At 52.7% G+C, this 15777-nt stretch carries 16 protein-coding genes and 1 pseudogene; 8 read left to right on the forward strand and 9 right to left on the reverse strand.

Annotation, left to right across the window (positions count from 1 at the left end):
* Positions 1 to 50 precede the first annotated feature (50 nt).
* Positions 51 to 596 (reverse strand): flavin reductase, encoded by a 546-nt coding sequence (locus tag GZ59_RS11600; RefSeq protein WP_011093720.1) that lies wholly within the window; start codon positions 594 to 596, stop codon positions 51 to 53.
* Positions 597 to 897: 301 nt separating this feature from the next.
* Between GZ59_RS11600 and GZ59_RS11605 the strand changes: the two genes are divergently transcribed.
* The 8 genes and pseudogenes from GZ59_RS11605 to GZ59_RS22960 form a co-directional block, all read left to right on the forward strand.
* Entirely contained in the window at positions 898 to 2226 is a 1329-nt protein-coding gene (locus GZ59_RS11605; RefSeq protein ID WP_011093719.1) for an LLM class flavin-dependent oxidoreductase, read from the forward strand.
* A gap of 22 nt (positions 2227 to 2248) precedes the next feature.
* A complete protein-coding gene (locus GZ59_RS11610) occupies positions 2249 to 3184 on the forward strand; it encodes a transporter substrate-binding domain-containing protein (RefSeq protein ID WP_011093718.1) in 936 nt (311 codons plus the stop codon).
* A gap of 95 nt (positions 3185 to 3279) precedes the next feature.
* Positions 3280 to 4263, forward strand: coding sequence for an ABC transporter substrate-binding protein (locus GZ59_RS11615; RefSeq protein WP_011093717.1), 984 nt, complete (start codon positions 3280 to 3282; stop codon positions 4261 to 4263).
* Positions 4264 to 4350: 87 nt separating this feature from the next.
* Positions 4351 to 4905, forward strand: coding sequence for a GNAT family N-acetyltransferase (locus GZ59_RS11620; RefSeq protein WP_011093716.1), 555 nt, complete (start codon positions 4351 to 4353; stop codon positions 4903 to 4905).
* A 78-nt stretch (positions 4906 to 4983) separates the two neighbouring features.
* Positions 4984 to 5928 carry an amino acid ABC transporter permease gene (locus GZ59_RS11625; protein ID WP_039291903.1) on the forward strand — a complete coding sequence of 315 codons (945 nt, stop codon included), beginning with the start codon at positions 4984 to 4986 and terminating at the stop codon, positions 5926 to 5928.
* A gap of 21 nt (positions 5929 to 5949) precedes the next feature.
* Entirely contained in the window at positions 5950 to 6774 is an 825-nt protein-coding gene (locus GZ59_RS11630) for an amino acid ABC transporter ATP-binding protein (RefSeq protein ID WP_011093714.1), read from the forward strand.
* Positions 6775 to 7119: 345 nt separating this feature from the next.
* A complete protein-coding gene (locus GZ59_RS11635; protein WP_011093713.1) occupies positions 7120 to 7914 on the forward strand; it encodes a class I SAM-dependent methyltransferase in 795 nt (264 codons plus the stop codon).
* 95 nt (positions 7915 to 8009) lie between these two features.
* A pseudogene (locus GZ59_RS22960) lies at positions 8010 to 8153 on the forward strand (ectoine/hydroxyectoine ABC transporter ATP-binding protein EhuA); the annotation flags it as partial.
* 29 nt (positions 8154 to 8182) lie between these two features.
* Here the strand turns inward: GZ59_RS22960 and GZ59_RS11640 are convergent.
* The 8 genes from GZ59_RS11640 to GZ59_RS11675 form a co-directional block, all read right to left on the reverse strand.
* Positions 8183 to 8482, reverse strand: a complete 300-nt coding sequence (locus tag GZ59_RS11640; RefSeq protein ID WP_011093711.1) for a TM2 domain-containing protein — start codon at positions 8480 to 8482, stop codon at positions 8183 to 8185.
* A gap of 354 nt (positions 8483 to 8836) precedes the next feature.
* Positions 8837 to 9286 carry a hypothetical protein gene (locus tag GZ59_RS11645; RefSeq protein ID WP_039291905.1) on the reverse strand — a complete coding sequence of 150 codons (450 nt, stop codon included), beginning with the start codon at positions 9284 to 9286 and terminating at the stop codon, positions 8837 to 8839.
* A gap of 128 nt (positions 9287 to 9414) precedes the next feature.
* On the reverse strand, positions 9415 to 10113 hold the full coding sequence (gene urtE, locus GZ59_RS11650; protein ID WP_039291907.1) for an urea ABC transporter ATP-binding subunit UrtE: 699 nt from the start codon (positions 10111 to 10113) through the stop codon (positions 9415 to 9417).
* 1 nt (position 10114) lies between these two features.
* Positions 10115 to 10951, reverse strand: coding sequence for an urea ABC transporter ATP-binding protein UrtD (gene urtD, locus GZ59_RS11655; RefSeq protein ID WP_051623274.1), 837 nt, complete (start codon positions 10949 to 10951; stop codon positions 10115 to 10117).
* Positions 10944 to 12020 (reverse strand): urea ABC transporter permease subunit UrtC, encoded by a 1077-nt coding sequence (urtC, locus tag GZ59_RS11660; protein WP_039295033.1) that lies wholly within the window; start codon positions 12018 to 12020, stop codon positions 10944 to 10946. The genes urtD and urtC overlap by 8 nt, the downstream gene beginning before the upstream one ends.
* Before the next feature lie 23 nt (positions 12021 to 12043).
* Complete coding sequence (gene urtB / locus GZ59_RS11665; protein ID WP_051623270.1) at positions 12044 to 13633, reverse strand: urea ABC transporter permease subunit UrtB; 1590 nt, start codon at positions 13631 to 13633, stop codon at positions 12044 to 12046.
* A gap of 54 nt (positions 13634 to 13687) precedes the next feature.
* On the reverse strand, positions 13688 to 14956 hold the full coding sequence (gene urtA, locus GZ59_RS11670; protein ID WP_039291909.1) for an urea ABC transporter substrate-binding protein: 1269 nt from the start codon (positions 14954 to 14956) through the stop codon (positions 13688 to 13690).
* Positions 14953 to 15756, reverse strand: a complete 804-nt coding sequence (locus GZ59_RS11675; RefSeq protein ID WP_011093704.1) for a GntR family transcriptional regulator — start codon at positions 15754 to 15756, stop codon at positions 14953 to 14955. The genes urtA and GZ59_RS11675 overlap by 4 nt, the downstream gene beginning before the upstream one ends.
* Positions 15757 to 15777: the final 21 nt, after the last annotated feature.

Genomic DNA, 15777 nt, shown 5'->3' on the forward strand with positions numbered 1-15777 from the left:
CTGCAACATCAACTCATATAGATGGCTTAACATATAGTCGATGAATTTCATTACCCGCGAACAGCGTGATAACCACGGGAAAAATACACCAGACCATCGGTACTTTCGCCCTGCTTAATCGCTAACACTCTGCAAATAAAGATATCGTGCGTCGCCGCGCTCACCACTTCCTCAACCCGGCAGTCAAATGCAACCAGCGCATCTTGCAACACCGGTGAACCCGTGTGTAACACGCCCCACTTCGCCGCAGCAAACCGTTCTTCCGTAGACGACCGACTCCCAAACAGCGACGACAGCGCTTCATGATGTGCCGCCAACGTATTAACGCATAAATGTTCATTCACCTGAAACGTGGGATACACCGATGAACCACGATTCAGACACACCAGCAGCGTGCCGGGCGTGTCGCTAACGCTTGATACAGCCGACGCGGTAAACCCAGCCTTACCTGCCGGACCATCGGTGGTAACGATATTAACCGCCGCGCTCAACTTTGCCATTGCATCGCGAAACGCCTGCCGGTCAACGGCGCTAACCGCCGCAGAGGGAACGGCGTCATTCACGGTTACGCGTCGTTCAGCTGTCAAATCAGACATTACATTCTTCCTTTAGATACGGCGAGAGACATGGCTATTAACATCATACTAACAAAATAAGCCGCGCCATCATCTGAAATTTTTGAATTTCATTATCCATTTTTGTTGTTTTACATCACACCTCGCCTCATCAATAGTGAAAACACGCTATTAACGTCCCATTAACCTTTCATTGAATGCGTGAATGCCTATTAATGGCTTATTTATTGACAGCCGATTTTATTGATGGACTGTGTTCACTTTCATGGAAGTTAGCTCAATTAATAACAAGCACATTCAATTAATAACAAGGTTTATAATAATGAGTAAAAAACAAACATCCTCAAATCGACAATTAAGACTAGGTTTAATATTACAAGGTGCGGCGGGAAATATGTCCGCGTGGCGACATAAAAACGTCGTACCGGATGCCAGCATTAATTTTGGTTTTGTGCTAGATGCGGTGAAGAAAGCCGAACTGGGCAAGTTTGATTTTGTCTTCGTGGCAGATGGTCTGTATATCAATGAAAAATCTATCCCACATTTTCTCAACCGTTTTGAGCCGTTGACGCTACTGTCCGCACTGGCTACCGTCACCAGCCATATTGGCCTGGTCGGCACACTCTCGACGTCGTATTCCGAACCCTTTACCACCGCCCGACAGTTCGCCAGCCTCGACCATCTCAGCAACGGTCGCGCGGGCTGGAACGTGGTGACATCGCCATTAGAAGGATCGGCGAAAAATTTTTCCCGTGAGCAGCACCCAGAACACGCGCTGCGCTACCGTATTGCCGATGAATTCCTTCAGGTAACAAAAGGCCTGTGGGATTCCTGGGAAGACGACGCCTTTATTCGTGACAAATCAAGCGGGCAGTTCTTCGACCCTGAGAAGCTGCACACGCCGAATCATCAAGGGGAATTCTTCTCGGTACAGGGCCCGCTGAATATTGGCCGCTCTGCGCAGGGTCGCCCAATTGTGTTTCAGGCTGGCGCGTCTGAGGACGGGCAAAAGCTTGCCGCCAAACACGCCGATGCCATCTTCACCCATCAACACACGCTGGAAGACTCGCAGCGTTATTACCGCGAGGTGAAGCAGAAGCTGGAAGAAAACGGTCGCCACGCCGATCAGCTGCACGTCTTCCAAGGCGTCAGCGTGATTGTCGGCAACGATGCAGAAGACGTCGAGCGCCAGTATCAGGAAACTGCACAGCTGGTCACGATTAAGGACGCGCTAAATTATCTGGGCCGCTACTTTGAGCACTATGACTTCTCACAGCATCCGCTGGATGAGCCCTTCCCCGATATCGGCGAACTGGGGAAAAACAGCTTCCGCAGCACCACCGATGAAATCAAACGCAACGCGCAGGAAAAAGGCTTAACGCTGCGACAAGTCGCGCTGGAAGCGGCGTCACCCCGCCCGGTATTCAGCGGCACGCCCGAGCAGGTGGCGGATGGCTTACAGCTCTGGTTTGAGAATGGTGCGGCAGACGGCTTCATTATTCAGGGCGGCACGCCAGATACGCTCAACCACTTTGTCGATCGCGTCGTCCCACTGCTGCAACAGCGCGGATTATTCCGTCAGGAATATCCCGGCTACACGCTGCGGGAAAATCTGGCGCTGGACTATCCGGTGAATCAATTCACGCGCTAATTCGCGCAACAGGAGATTCACCGTGAAGCATCCCAATTTTATCACTGTAACCGGTCTGGCTACGCTACTGAGCGCCACGCTGGCAGCAAACGTGCAGGCACAAGACGCGGGATTCGTCAGCCGTATCGATCTCAAGGCCAATCAGGTTCCCATTCGTACTGATAAAAACGCCGAGGCTATCGCGCAAATCCCGGCTAATTTCAAATTCGTTACGCCGGGTAAACTGACGATTGCCGTTTCGGCGCTCAGTTCACCACCGCTGTCTCTGCTGGCTGACGACAACAAAACAATTGTCGGCAGCGATGCCGACATCGCACGGCTAGTGGCGGACAGTCTCGGGCTGGATCTGAAACTGGTGCCTGCCTCTTGGGAAGATTGGCCGCTGGGCATTACGGCGGGGAAATACGATGCCGCTATTTTTAATATCGCCGTAACGAAGCTGCGCAAAGAGAAGTTCGATTTCGCCACCTACCGCATTGATACGCTGGGTTTCTACGTGAAATCGACCAGCAAAATTACCGCAATCAACAAACCGGAAGACGTGGCGGGCCTGAAAGTGATTGTCGGCTCCGGCACCAATCAGGAAAACATTCTGCTGGGCTGGGATCGGCAAAACCACGCTAACGGCCTCGCCCCCGAACAGCCTGTCTACGTTACCGACGATGCCGCCGCCAATTTGAGCATCCAGTCCGGGCGTGTCGATGCGTTTTTCGGTCCGCACTCCATCGGCGCTTATAAAGCGGCGTTAACAGGCAAAACGCGCATGGTAGGCAAAGGCCCGACTGTCGCTTATGTCGCGGTCACCACGCAAAAAGGTAACGGTTTGGCGCAGCCAATCAGCACCGCCATCAATGGCGCGATCCACAACGGTAGCTATGCGCAGGTGCTGGATCGCTGGGGTGAAGACGATGAAAAGATCACACAGTCCGTGGTGAATCCGCCGGGTATCGGCGATTAATAAAAGTGACACGTTCTTTAAAGTGACACGTTCTTTAAAGTGACATGTTCTTAAAAGTGACGGCGTCACCATAACAACCTGCAAGGGAAAGACAAATGCAAAAACAGATCGCCTACATCATCGCACATTCGGCCGCGACACCTCGCGTGCTTCCCTCGCTTCTGACAAGGCTACTGACGGGATCGCTGCTGCTCGGCACGCTGTCCGTAACGACTATCGCGCAGGCGGCTATCGACCTGAAAACCAATCAGCAACCGATCCATGCGCCGAAGAATGTGGACGCTATCGCACAGATTCCGGCTGATTTTAAATTTGTCACGCCGGGTAAATTCACCGTCGCGATTGCCACATTGGGATCGTCACCCCCGCTGGCCTTTCTGGCTGACGACAACAAAACTGTAGTGGGCAGCGAACCGGATATTGCCCGACTGGTAGCAGACAGCCTTGGTCTGGAACTAAACATCGTTCCCACCTCATGGGAAGACTGGCCACTCGGCGTAGCCTCCGGCAAATATGATGCCGCCATTATCAATATTACCGTCACCAAAGAACGTAAAGAAAAGTTCGATTTCGCCACTTATCGCATCGACTCACTCGGCTTCTATGTGAAATCCACCAGTAAAATTCAGTCCATCAAGGAAGCGAAAGACATTGCTGGATTGAAAATTATCGTCGGCTCCGGCACCAATCAGGAAGCCGTGCTGCTGGCGTGGGATAAACAGAATCGCGCTAACGGCCTACCCGCCTTTCAGCCCATTTATGTCACGGACGATGCTGCGGCCAACCTGAGCCTGCAATCCGGTCGTTCTGATGCCTATTTCGGTCCAAACGTGATCGGCGCCTACAAGGCAGAGCTAACTGGAAAGGTTAAGCATGTCGGCACGGTAAACGGCGGTTACCCCAACGTTGCACATATCGCGGTCACCACGCGCAAAAGCAGCGGATTGGTACAGCCGATTAATACGGCGTTGAACGGTGTGATTAAAAGCGGTGAATACGACAAAGTGCTGAGCCGCTGGGGAGAAAGCATTGGGCGTATCGAGCGTTCAGAAATCAATCCGCCGGGACTGGGCGATTAATCCCGCTTTATGGCTATCGCGACGCTATAAGCGAAACGCAATAGTTACCGATAGCCCGCGTATCCCCTAATGAATCAGGAGCATGCAATGTCCGACGATATCTTCATTGTTACCCAGCCCGAGGATCCTATCGTGGCCCCTATTATCGACGGCCTGTTCGCGGAATATGAGCAGCGTTATGGTGATTTTTTCGGTGAGCGGGAAAGCGACCCACCGGGAATCTACCAGCAGCCGCACGGCATTTTTATTGCGCTGCTGCGTCAAGGTATCCCCATCGCCACGGGGGCGTTTAAACGCTACGACAGCACTACCGCCGAGATTAAACGGGTATGGACGGATAATTCACTGCGCCGTCAGGGGCTCGCGGGGAAAGTGATGCATGAGCTGGAGCAACACGCTCGACGATCAGGCTATCTGCATTTTTTCCTGACCACCGGTTTCCGTCAACCTGAAGCGGTGCGCTTATACCTGAGCCACGGTTATACCCCTCAGTTCGATACCACCATCGATCCGGTGACCTATAGCCTCCCACCTTACGACGGGCGTTTACCGTTTAAGAAAGCGCTGTTCGAAACGGCGACACCACGGGTTACGCGGCAAACGGAAGTCGATCTTATCACCCGCCATTTGAAAGTGTGTTGACCCTTACGCACCAGTAACAACCCTATGCGCTAACCACAAAACGACATTTTTCAGCATCACATTCAAATGGTATCGATCATGACGCAATCTCTCCAAACATCGTCTCAGCAGCCACCGCTGAGTCAGGCGCAGGAACCACCGTTGAACATTGTTCCGGCGCGTTATCCTTTTCGTTTTGCCGGTGCACTGTTTTCGCTGTTTATTTTTGCTGGGATTATTCAGTCAATCGCGCTGAACCCGCGCTGGGAATGGTCAGTCTTTGCCGAGTGGTTTTTTAATCCGGTCATCCTAGCCGGGCTGGGGCAGACGCTGTTGTTGACCGCGCTGGGTACATTACTCAGCATTTTTCTCGGCACCGCGCTGGCGCTGGCACGGCTTTCACCGTCTTATCTGCTCTCCACCCTGTCGTGGCTGTATATCTGGCTGTTTCGATCGCTGCCGCTGATTCTGGTGCTGATTATTCTCTACAACTTCTCGTATCTCTATGACGAACTGGCGCTGGGGATTCCGTTCACTTCTATCATCTTCCTGCGCTATCCGACGATTGATCTACTGGATCAATTTTCCGTCGCCGTACTTGGCCTGACGCTGGTGCAATCCGCGTATACAGCGGAGATTATTCGCGGCGGTATTCTTGGCGTGGACGCGGGTCAGTTTGAAGCCTCCGCTGCGCTCGGCCTGCCCGGCGGTCGCCGCACGGTACGCATCATTCTGCCGCAGGCGCTGCGTTCGATTCTCCCTACCGGTTTTAACGAGATAATTAGCCTCGCTAAAGGTACCTCGATCGTCTACGTGCTGGCGCTGCCAGAGCTGTTTTACACCGTTCAGGTCATCTACAACCGTACGCAGCAGGTTATTCCGCTGCTGATGGTCGCCACCATCTGGTATCTGTTGATTACCACAGTGCTATCCATCGTCCAATACTACGTGGAACGCTATGTGTCCCGCGGGGCGGTGCGTGAAATGCCGCTAACGCCGCGCCAGAGACTCGTCCGTATCCTGACGCGCAAGCGCGCACGTTAACCCCGATTCTGGAGATTCACCATGTCTGAAGCTATCGATTATTTTGCTCATGCCCGAACGACCACGCAGCCACAGGCAGAAAACGCTCGCGGGCTGATCGAAATCCGCAATGTGGCGAAACATTTTGGTCAGCATAAAGCGCTGGATGATATCAATCTGACGCTGGCACCCGGCTCCGTCACGGTGATCCTGGGTCCATCCGGCTCAGGGAAATCCACGCTGTTGCGCACGATTAATCATCTTGAACGCGTAGATGAAGGGTTTATCCGCATCGACGGCGACTACATCGGCTATCGGCGCAAAGGGAATACGCTCTATGAATTGAAAGAAAAGGACGTGTTACGCCAACGCATCAACGTCGGCTATGTGTTCCAGAATTTCAATCTGTTCCCCCACCTTTCCGTATTGGAAAACATCATTGAAGCGCCGCTGGCACATAAGCTGCATTCCCGTCAGGAAGCGGAAGATCTCGCCTTTACATTGCTGGAAAGCGTCGGGCTACGCCATAAAGCGCAATCTTATCCCCGCCACCTGTCAGGTGGCCAACAGCAGCGCGTCGCGATTGCCCGCGCGCTGGCACTCAAACCGAAAGTGATGCTGTTTGATGAACCGACGTCCGCGCTCGATCCCGAGCTGGTCGGCGAGGTGCTGGATGTGATCAAATCGCTCGCCCGCTCCGGAGTGACGCTGGTTGTCGTCACACATGAAATCGGCTTCGCCCGCGAAGTCGCCGACCGCGTCGTGTTTATGGTGGAGGGGAAAATTGTCGAAAGCGGCGAATCCTGGCAAGTGCTAAACCATCCCCGCCATCCGCGGACGATCAACTTTTTGAATAAGGTACTGTGAGACTCCTACCTGACTCTCATCACACCATTCTCAATGGTAAAGGCTAAAAGCTCAGCGAGCCAGATGACTCCCTTCTGGCTCTATTTCGCATGTTGACCCAATTCATCAGTGACTTTTCCCTACCTTCTTTTGTGAATGCGCCTTGCTGCGTGCGGGAGAAAAAATGGTGGTTTCTGCCCAGCCGTACTCAGGCCGAAGGCATACTGCTATTCACTCTTTGCTAGTATCGGTATGATAGCCAGAGATGAATGGGCAACTACGTGTTGAAGGATAACTATCTGACCGTCAAGATAGTTACTCAACGTATTGACCGCCAAAGCCCGAATCATACTCTGGAGAAATGGGATGACTGCTCAAACACATAATGACGTCGCTGTTTGCTGGAATCAAAATGCCAATCAATGGACTAGTGATGTACGCAATGGCTACGATGTCTATCGCGACTTTTTCACGCTCCCAGCTTTCCTACAATTTTTGCCAACTATGGCAGATCTAAACGTTATCGACTTTGGATGTGGCGAAGGTTCGAATACCCGACACTTCGCTCAGATGGGCGCAAAGGTGGTAGGCATAGATATCTCGAATGGTTTAATCGAGCATGCCAGGCAAGCAGAGCGCGTGGACCCCGTTGGCATAACATATAAGATTGTGTCGTACAGTTCTGACACGGGATTTCCAGCCTCTTCTTTTGATGCAGTCGTTTCGACGATGGCGTTAATGGATGGGCCTGACCTTCAGGGCGCAATGCATGAAGCTTACCGTTTGCTCCGTCCGGGTGGCTTCGTCGCGTTCAGTGTTCTACACCCCTGTTTTATTACGCCCGGCTGGCAATGGCAGAAGGATGAGAACGGTCAGACAACGGGTCTTTGCACCTCACGTTATTTCGATAAATCCGGTTTCACAGAAAACTGGAAATTTGGAAATCGGCCGAAAGACGAGAACGTCGCGCCATTTGCCGTGCCGCGTTTTCCCAGAACGATCGGAGACTATATCAACGCAGTGGCATCAGTTGGATTTCGCATAAGTAAAATTGAAGAACCGCAGCCTACGGAAGAGGCTTGTAAGGCGATTCCACAGCTCCGCAGATGGCGTGATCTCGGCGCGTTTCTTTTGTTGGTAATAGCAGAACGGCCCAAATAGTCATTCTCTGAATTGCCTATAGTGTAATTGGAAAAATCCAATTTATTCCATGGTGAAGAATTGCAATCACTTTTTCCTCAATCTCTATTAAAAAGTTGGTTGTCGTCACACATGAAATCGGCTTCGACCGCGTAGTGTTTGTGGTGGAGGGGAAAATTGTCGAAAGCGGCGAATCTTGGCAGGTGCTAAACCATCCCCGTCATCCGCGGACGATCAACTTTTTGAATAAGGTACTGTGAGGAAAGTAAAAAAGAGTTTATTTACGCTGTTAGCCATATTTCCTGGCGAAATCTTCATCTGAATCGCACAGGTAAATAATAAACTCCACAAACGCAATAATGCTTGGAATAAATGTCCAGCAAAACAGTAAATATAAAATTCCTTGTCCGACTTTTCCTAAGTAAAATTTATGAGCACCAAAGCCCCCAAGGAAAGCAGCGAACAATGCAGCAGATACTCTACTTTTTTCGCCCTTACCACTAGCTTGCGTAGCCCCACACTGTGGGCATGCTTTTGCTGTGCTATGAATTTCCTTGCCGCATCCTCGGCAAAATACCATGGCAGACATAATAATTAGACTCCTAATAATATATTATACTAATTTTAACTTAAATTTACTTACTGCTATTAACACCACCCAAAATGATCAGCAGCGTACTGCGTCGTGTTTTATACACCACTGATTTTCAGTGTTCAATTTAAAACTATCGTGCTAGCGACAGAAGTGGAATAGTGCGTTCATAGTACTATTTTTATCCGTTCCGTTCTTATCTATCTCTTTCGACTATTTTCGCTACGCTTGTATACCTTTATGACTAAATACAGGAAATAACTCGCCAGCTAATAACATCAATGAAGGACAATGAATGATAAAAATCACAGTTTTACTTCATTATTGTGATTTTTACGTTAGTTGAAATAATTATTTAGGTAGTAATGGCTCAGTGTATGGACTGCTATAAACTTGAACCACCACGCTCTTATCGGTATCAAACGTGGCAACCGTCACAACGTCATTAGTACCAGCCGCTCGCCAACATTCAGCCTCAACATCGCAACGATCTTGCTTCTCATACCCCACCGAAGTCAGATAGGTGTGAACGTTGCGGGTATCGCCAGTGCCATAGAAATTCACCGTCCATATTTTAGCTTCTGGACCTGTTACGTTCGAAAAACTGAAGTCATAACGATCTGTAATACGCGGCATTTTCTTTAGAATATCGGGGGTATAGAACGCATATTCCCTTTTATCCTGTTCGGTATAATGCGCACTGCTGGCAAAATCCATTTTGATATACGGCCATATCGCACCAACCACAACAGCAATAACGATGGTGCCGATCGCAGCAAAAATCTTCAGCGGTTTACTCATCCTTAAGTTTCCTTCCCTTTTTAGCTGAAGCTAAACAATGAATTATCTTCTTAAGGTTGTATTTTACACCGCTTGCCCGACCAGTATGAAAATTTTGCACTAACGAAATGAAACCAAGGTCACTGTACTCAAATCGCGACCAATCCCCGTACGTCGTCCTGCTCCATCGTTTCTCCTCGCCCGCGCTGTATGATTTCCCCGCGAGACATCACCAGATAGCTGTCGGCCAGTTCGGCGGCAAAGTCGTAAAATTGCTCAACCAGCAGGATCGCCATATCGCCGCGCTGTGCGAGTTGGCGAATCACCGCGCCGATCTCTTTAATCACCGACGGCTGTATGCCTTCTGTCGGCTCATCCAGAATCAACAGCTGTGGTTTACAGGCCAGCGCGCGACCAATTGCCAGTTGTTGCTGTTGTCCGCCGGACAAATCGCCGCCGCGCCGCTGTTTCATTTCATCCAATACGGGAAAAAGCTGGTAGATCTCATCCGGCACCTGTCGCGCCTGTTTGCCCGGAAAACGCGATAACCCCATCAGCAGATTTTCTTCCACCGTCAGACGGGGGAAAATTTCGCGTCCCTGCGGTACATAGGCAATACCTGCTTGCACGCGCTGGTGGGGTTTACGTGTATTAATTGCCTCGCCCTGCCAGCGAATCGTGCCGGACTTCGCCGGAATCAGCCCCATCAGACATTTCAGCAACGTGGTTTTCCCCACGCCGTTACGCCCTAACAGACAGGTAATCTCGCCGGGTTTTACCTCAAACGACAGGCCGCGCAGAATGTGGCTGCCGCCGTAATATTGATTCAGTTCTGCAATTTCTAACATGTTAGCGCCCCAGATAAACGTCAATGACCTGCTCATTAGCCTGCACCTCACGCAGCGATCCTTCCGCCAGCACCTGTCCCTGATGCAGCACGGTCACGCGATCGGCAATACTCTCGACAAATCCCATATCGTGCTCCACCACCATCAGCGAGTGCTTGCCCGCCAGACTGCGAAACAGCTCGGCGGTGTAGGCAGTTTCTGCATCCGTCATCCCGGCGGCGGGTTCATCGAGCAACAGCAGATGCGGTTCCTGAACCAACAGCATCCCGATTTCCAGAAACTGTTTTTGCCCGTGCGACAACAACCCTGCTGGTCGCTGCCGTTCCTGACCGAGTCGCAGCAGCGCCAGCGTGTCGTCAATCCGGTCACGTTGCTCGCCGTTCAGCCTGGCACGCAGGCTTGCCCACACTGACTTATCGGTTTTCAGCGCAATCTCGAGGTTTTCGAACACGGTCAGCGCTTCAAACACGGTCGGCTTTTGGAATTTTCGCCCAATTCCCGCGCGCGCAATGTCCACGGGTGATAGCGTCGTCAGGTCAGTAAATTGATCGTAAAACACCTTACCGTTATCCGGCCGCGTTTTGCCGGTAATGACATCCATCAGCGTGGTTTTCCCCGCGCCGTTAGGTCCGATGATGCATCGCAGTTCCCCCACGCCAATCTGCAACGAGAGATCGGTGAGTGCCCGAAAACCGTCAAAACTCACGTTAATCTTGTCGAGTTGCAGCACCGGATCGGTCTGGTGTCGATGGCGATCCGACGGATGTTGCTGGGCAAACTGGGTCGGTGAGGAAACCGTCTGTGCAGACACTGAGGATACAGATGCAGGTTCAGTCATGTTTCTTCCTCGTTAGCAATCCAATCACACCACGCGGCAAAAACAGCGTGACGAGAATAAACATCAGCCCCAAAAAGAACAGCCAGTATTCGGGAAAGGCTACGGTAAACCAGCTTTTCGCACCGTTGACGATCCCCGCACCGAGCAACGGCCCGATTAGCGTTCCGCGTCCACCCAGCGCAACCCAAATAGCGGCTTCGATGGAGTTGGTCGGCGACATTTCGCTGGGATTGATAATGCCGACCTGCGGCACATACAACGCCCCCGCCAGCCCGCACAGCACGGCGGACAGCGTCCAGATAAACAGCTTAAATCCTTTCGGATCGTAGCCACAGAACATCAGCCGGTTTTCCGCATCGCGCACCGCCGTCAACACACGACCAAATTTACTGCGCGCCAGCGCAAACCCCACTAACAGGCTGGCGGTCAGCAACAGCACGGTGGCGATAAACAACCCGATGCGCGTACCGGTGGCCGTAATAGGAAAACCCAGCAGCGTAGTAAAACCGGTAAATCCGTTATTCCCACCAAAACCGGTTTCGTTACGGAAGAACAGCAGCATCCCGGCGTAGGTCAGTGCTTGCGTCATGATCGAGAAATAGACGCCTTTGATTTTGGAACGGAACGCGAACCAGCCGAATACAAACGCCAGTACGCCCGGCACCAGCACGATCAGGCACAGCGCCCAGACGAAATACTGGGTGCCCGCCCAGAACCACGGCAGCTCCGTCCACGACAGGAATGACATAAACGCGGGCATTCCCTCGCCAGCGGCCTGCCGCATCAGATACATGCCCATGGCATAGCCGCCCAGCGCAAAAAACAGGCCGTGACCGAGTGATAGCAGCCCGGCGTAGCCCCACACCAGATCCAACGCCACGGCAACAATGGCATAGCACAGAATTTTACCAATCAGCGTCAGCGTATAGGTGGAGATCGCCAGCGGGTTCTCTGCGGGCAACAGCGCGAGAAACGGGAGTATCAGCAAGACCAACAGCATGCTCGAACCGAGGCCAAACATGAGTCGCGGTGCGCGCTGCGTCAGGGTTATCGTCATCGGTTGTTTAATAGATTGCGTAATAGGTTGCGTCATCAGTCAATCACCCGTCCTTTGAATGCAAACAGCCCCTGTGGCCGTTTCTGAATAAACAGCACTATCAGTACCAGAATGACGATTTTTCCCAGCACCGCGCCGATCTGCGGCTCCAGCACTTTGTTGAGAATACCGAGACTAAATGCAGCTACCACCGTCCCCGCAAGCTGCCCAACGCCACCCAACACGACGACGAGGAAGGAATCGATGATGTAACCCTGTCCCAGCTCCGGCCCGACGTTGCCCAGTTGTGATAGCGCTACGCCGCCCAGCCCCGCGATGCCGGAACCCAGCCCGAAAGCCAGCATATCGACGCGTCCGGTCGGCACGCCGCAGCAGTCCGCCATCGCTCGGTTTTGCGTCACTGCCCGCACATTCATGCCGAGTCGTGTTTTATTGAGTAATAGCCAAGTGAGCAGCAGCACGCCGAGGACAAACAAGATCACCGCAATACGGTTATACGGCAGCACCAGATTTGGCAACAAACGCAGCCCACCGGACAACCACGCGGGGTTCGCGACTTCCAGATTCTGCGTACCAAACAGCATCCGCACCAGTTGGATCAGCATCAGGCTGATACCCCACGTTGCCAGCAGTGTCTCCAGCGGGCGACCATAGAGATGGCGAATCACCGTGCGCTCCAGCGCCATGCCGACTCCCGCCGTGATAAAAAAGGCGACAGGTAGCGCCAACAGCGGATAATACGGCAGCCAAGCGGGTGCAAACTGCTGGCACAGCGACTGCACCAACCAGGTTGCATACGCTCCCAGCATCAGCATTTCACCGTGCGCCATGTTGATAACACCCAATAACCCGTAGGTGATCGCCAGCCCCAGTGCAGCCAGCAGCAAAATAGAGCCAAGCGACAGCCCGGTAAACGCCTGCCCTAGCAGATCGCCGACGATCAAACTTTGCTGAATATGATCCAGACTCTCCTGCGCTGCCGCACGCACGCCGGTATCTGATTCATTCGGTGCCTGCGTCAATGGCTGTAACAGTGCCTGCATTTGCGGATCGCCGGTCTGTCCTAAGCGTTTGACCGCATCAAGACGCACCAGCGGATCGGCAGCACTTAACTGGCGGGTGGCAATAGCGATATTCAGCGCATCGTGCACCTGTGCGTCTTTTTCTACCTCAAGCCGTTGCACCAATAGCGGCAGTTGTTCCGCACTGCTGTCGCCTTGCAATTGCCGCACCGCATTCAATCGCGTTGCGACGTCATCACTGACTAACTGGTGTGAGGCCAGTGCAGTGGCAATCAGCACACGCAAGCGGTTATTCATAAACAGTTTTTTGGTCGAGCCAGTCGGTTGAGCATGCCCTTCCAGCGGCGTTAACGTGCCTTGCACATCCATAAACGGCTGTTGATTCTGATCGAGTACCACCGATTCGGCACGCAGTGCCTGTAGCAGCGGCAAGCGTGCGGGCTCCGGCGCAGCGGCCCACTGTTGCAGTAACTCTGCCTGCTGCGTGCGGCTAGCGGCGGCGAAATCGGCTGCGGGCCCAGCCTGTGCCAGAAAAGGAAGCATCAGACACAGCGACAGCACAAACGTAGATAATTGACGATTAATCATCGCAATGTCCGCCATATAAGAGAGGGAAGATCCCCGTCCAGCCGTTGGACGGGGCGTATAGGGCGACGTTTACTGTGCGGCTTTTATTGGATGATCGGGCTTCTTATCATTACCGGCGATGTACGGGCTCCACGGCTGGGCGCGAACCGGTTTATCGGTTTGCCAGACCACGTTGAACTGACCGTTCTCTTCGATTTCGCCAATCATCACTGGTTTATGCAGATGGTGGTTGGTGCTGTCCATCGTCAGCGTAAAGCCATCCGGCGCGGCAAAGGTTTGACCCGCCATTGCAGCGCGCACTTTATCCACGTCGGTGGTGCCCGCTTTCTCTGCCGCCTGCGCCCACATGTGAATGCCGACATAGGTAGCTTCCATCGGATCGTTAGTCACCACCGTGCCAGCGTTCGGCAGGTTTTTCGCTTTGGCATAGGCTTTATAGGCTTCTACGAATTGGGTGTTGGTTGGGTTCTCGACCGATTCAAAGTAGTTCCACGCCGCCAAATGGCCGACCAGCGGTTTGGTATCGATGCCGCGCAGTTCCTCTTCGCCTACCGAGAACGCAACAACCGGCACATCGGTCGCTTTGATACCCTGATTCGCCAGCTCTTTATAGAATGGAACGTTGGAATCACCATTGATGGTAGAAACTACCGCCGTCTTACCGCCCGTCGAGAATTTCTTGATGTTGGAAACGATGGTCTGATAATCGCTATGGCCGAATGGCGTATAGACTTCCTCGATATCCTTGTCCTGCACGCCTTTCGAATGCAGGAACGCACGCAGGATCTTATTGGTGGTACGCGGATAGACATAATCGGTACCCAGCAGGAAGAAACGCTTCGCCGCCCCGCCGTCTTCACTCATCAGATATTCCACGGCAGGGATCGCCTGCTGATTCGGTGCCGCACCGGTATAGAATACGTTCGGCGACATCTCTTCGCCCTCATACTGCACCGGATAGAACAGCAGCCCGTTTAGCTCTTCAAACACCGGCAGCACCGATTTACGCGACACCGATGTCCAGCAGCCGAATACCACCGCCGCTTTATCCTGCGTTAGCAACTGACGCGCCTTTTCAGCAAACAGCGGCCAGTTCGACGCGGGATCGACGACCACCGGTTCCAGCTTTTTACCCAACACCCCGCCTTTAGCATTGATCTCATCAATGGCCATCAGCGCCACATCTTTCAGCGGCGTTTCCGAAATCGCCATCGTGCCAGACAGCGAATGCATCACCCCGACTTTGATGGTTTCCGCCGCCTGCACGCTCCAGGTCAACCCCATACCAACCACCGTCGCAGAAAGCGCAAAAACTTTTATCAATGAACGTCTTTTCATTTATTAGCCCTTAAGTCGTGTTGAGTGAGAACGGAATCGTGTGATGCGTCAGGTGAAACGAGTTCAGCAGAAACAGATTGCGGTGAAGTGGATTCAACAGAAGCGGATTGAGGCCGCGCCTGCTGTAGCATATGCAAGGTTATTTTTCTGACTTCGGCCTTACTGACCGCAATGTGGTCGGTCAGAATGCGCTGCGCCTCCTCGGTGTGTTGTTGCAAGATCGCCAGCAAGATCTGGGCGTGTTCTTTATAGGTCGCATCGATGCGATCCTCACGGGTGAAATCGAGACGGCGAATAATGCGAATTTTCTCCGTCAGTTCGCCGTGAATCCGCGCCATTTCGCTGTTGCCCGCCGCCATAACCAGCCCACGGTGAAACCCTTCGTCATAGCGGGACACGGTCTTCCCATCATCCAGACGCGGTTCCTCAATCCAGAAACGTTTCAGATCGGCCAATAACTCGGCGCAGCGCCCCGGCGGCATCCCGCACAGTCGCCGAATGGCTTCGCGCTCCAACACAATGCGGAAGTCATACAGTTCTTCGAAATACTCAAAATCAAAGGGGCGCACCTGCCAGCCGCTGCGGAAATAGACTTCGACATACCCTTCGCGCTCCAGCCAAAACAGCGCCTGACGCACCGGCGTGCGGCTAACCGACATCCGCTCGGCAATCTCACTTTCACTGAAGCGATCGCCCGGCATCAGGCGAAAGTCGAAAATGTCGTTTTTCAGCGTCTGATACACCCGTTCCGCCAATGCTTCCGGGCGATCTTTGTTATTTTTTTGTGTGCCTGTTCGCATCGTTTTCTCCGCCTCGCCGTT

Source organism: Pectobacterium atrosepticum, assembly GCF_000740965.1.
Taxonomy (GTDB): Bacteria; Pseudomonadota; Gammaproteobacteria; order Enterobacterales; family Enterobacteriaceae; genus Pectobacterium; species Pectobacterium atrosepticum.